The organism is Pseudomonas sp. EL_65y_Pfl1_R83 (genome assembly GCF_963970695.1).
GTDB classification, from domain to species: Bacteria; Pseudomonadota; Gammaproteobacteria; order Pseudomonadales; family Pseudomonadaceae; genus Aquipseudomonas; species Aquipseudomonas tritici.
Genome location: NZ_CAXAQI010000400.1, coordinates 1 through 460, shown reverse-complemented (window position 1 = coordinate 460; position 460 = coordinate 1). Strand labels below are relative to the sequence as shown.

Below are 460 nucleotides of genomic sequence, written 5' to 3'. Positions count from 1 at the left end.
CCGGCGGTGGTGCCGATCTTCCGCGAGTGGCTCGCCCCGTTCGGCCCGATGGGGCGAAGGACGTGGTGATCCGCACCACCGGCGGCACCGACCATGTCTTCATGCAGGCGGTCGGCGCGCCCGGCTTCCAGTTCATCCAGGATCCGCTCGACTATGACAGCCGCGTCCACCATTCCAGCATCGCCACCTTCGACCATTTGAAGGGCAATGACATGCGCCAGGCCTCGACCATTCTCGCGTCGTTCCTGGTCAATGCCGCCAATGCCGAAAAGGCCCTGCCCCGCCCGCCCTTGCCGACCAAACCGGCGGTGACCGAGCCTTTCGCTTATTCCGACGAGGATGAATAAACCCGTGTCTGTACCGCTTGCCTTTGACCTTATGCTTACTGCGCGCGCGCTGCGCGCTTCGATCGTGGAGACCAACTGATGGCTCGCCGTGGACATCGCCCGTCACAGGCCCC

The 460-nt window shown here is 64.3% G+C and carries 1 protein-coding gene; it reads left to right on the top strand.

What is annotated here, in order from left to right:
* Window positions 1-347 (top strand): hypothetical protein (locus tag AACY08_RS29500; RefSeq protein WP_339472614.1); only part of this gene is annotated, 347 nt, incomplete at its 5' end.
* Between the last annotated feature and the right edge of the window lie 113 nt (window positions 348-460).